This window comes from Fictibacillus arsenicus (assembly GCF_001999465.1).
In the GTDB taxonomy this organism is placed as follows: Bacteria; Bacillota; Bacilli; order Bacillales; family Fictibacillaceae; genus Fictibacillus; species Fictibacillus arsenicus.
Genome location: NZ_MQMF01000030.1, coordinates 1 through 1,304, shown reverse-complemented (window position 1 = coordinate 1,304; position 1,304 = coordinate 1). Strand labels below are relative to the sequence as shown.

Below are 1,304 nucleotides of genomic sequence, written 5' to 3'. Positions count from 1 at the left end.
CCTTTGAACGAGACCACCGCTCGTGAGAGGATGACGAGCATGGGAGCACCGGCAGGCCATCCGTTCTTCGGCAATCAGTACACCGACGGCGGATACGTGCCGGGCTCATTCTCCTACGCTGGTGCCCAAAACATCGCTGATGCGACGAGACGGGCTGCCGCGTCGCTCAGCAAGTCGTCTGCCGGCACTCGCGCATCCGTTCCCCCCGCATCCGTCAAGGGACTACGCATGCCTCAGTTCTCGGTCCCCTCGCTTATAGCGGCTCTTCCCAGTTGAGCGTGGGGGTGTCGTGAGTCAAGGGGCTCGTGCCCTTGCAAGAGGATGGATTTTGCGAAGAATCTAACCTCGATCACGAAGGACACGAGCCATGTCCCAGCGTACGCGCACTGCCTTGCCCCTGCCTGCCCACGCCGCTGCCGAGCACCACGTCCGTGCGGCGGCATCGGTGGTGTTCAACCTGGAGGGTTACACCGTCCTTCAGGCCCTCGACCGGCCACTGGGAGGCAGGCGTGTCGTTGTGGCTGCCGATGCCGCCGAGGGGGCCTGCCCGGGCTGCGGGGTGTTCTCGGGCCGGGTGCACCAGCGGGTCCGCCAGTCCGTGAAGGACATCCCTGTCGGTGGGGACCTGTTGGAGTTGGTTGTCGTCAAGCCCAGGTTCCTGTGCGCCGAGGGGGCCTGCCCGCGCCGGACCTTCACGCAGACCACGGACCAGTTGCCGGCCCGGGCCCGGTGTACCACCCGGTTGCGGGAGGCCGTGGTGGCCGCGGTGCTGGACTCCGGCCGGGCCACCGCGGAAGCCGCCAACGCGCATGGCCTGGCGTGGGGCACCGTCAACGCCGCCATCCTGGGCCACACCATGGTCTTGCCGGAGGTCGACAAGGTGCCGGTGCGGGCGCTGGGCATCGACGAGCACCGGTTCGCCACCGCCAAGTGGTTCAAACACCCCGACACGGCCGTCTGGTGCCGGGTCGAGCCGTGGATGAGCACCTTTGTCGACGCCGACACCGGGCACGTGCTCGGCGTCGTCGACGGACGGTCTTCCCGCAACGTCACCGCCTGGCTGGCCGGACGCTCCGAAGCCTGGCTGGATCGGCTCGAGGTGGTCGCCATCGATCCCTCGGCCACGTTCCGCACCGCGATCCGCAAGGTGCTGCCGACCGTGGACATCAGCGTGGACCACTTCCACCTGGTCAAGCTCGGCAACCAGATGCTCACCGAGGTCCGCCAACGCGTGGTGCGCGAAGTCCTGGGCCGGCGGGGCCGCAAGCAGGATGCCGTGTGGGCTCACCGGATGTTGCTGCTGC

1 protein-coding gene is annotated in these 1,304 nt (G+C 67.9%); it reads left to right on the top strand.

Annotated features, from left to right (window positions below; genetic code table 11):
• Positions 1–367: 367 nt before the first annotated feature.
• A partial coding sequence (locus UN64_RS21605) for an ISL3-like element ISMlu13 family transposase (RefSeq protein ID WP_139343238.1) occupies positions 368–1,304 on the top strand: 937 nt, incomplete at its 3' end.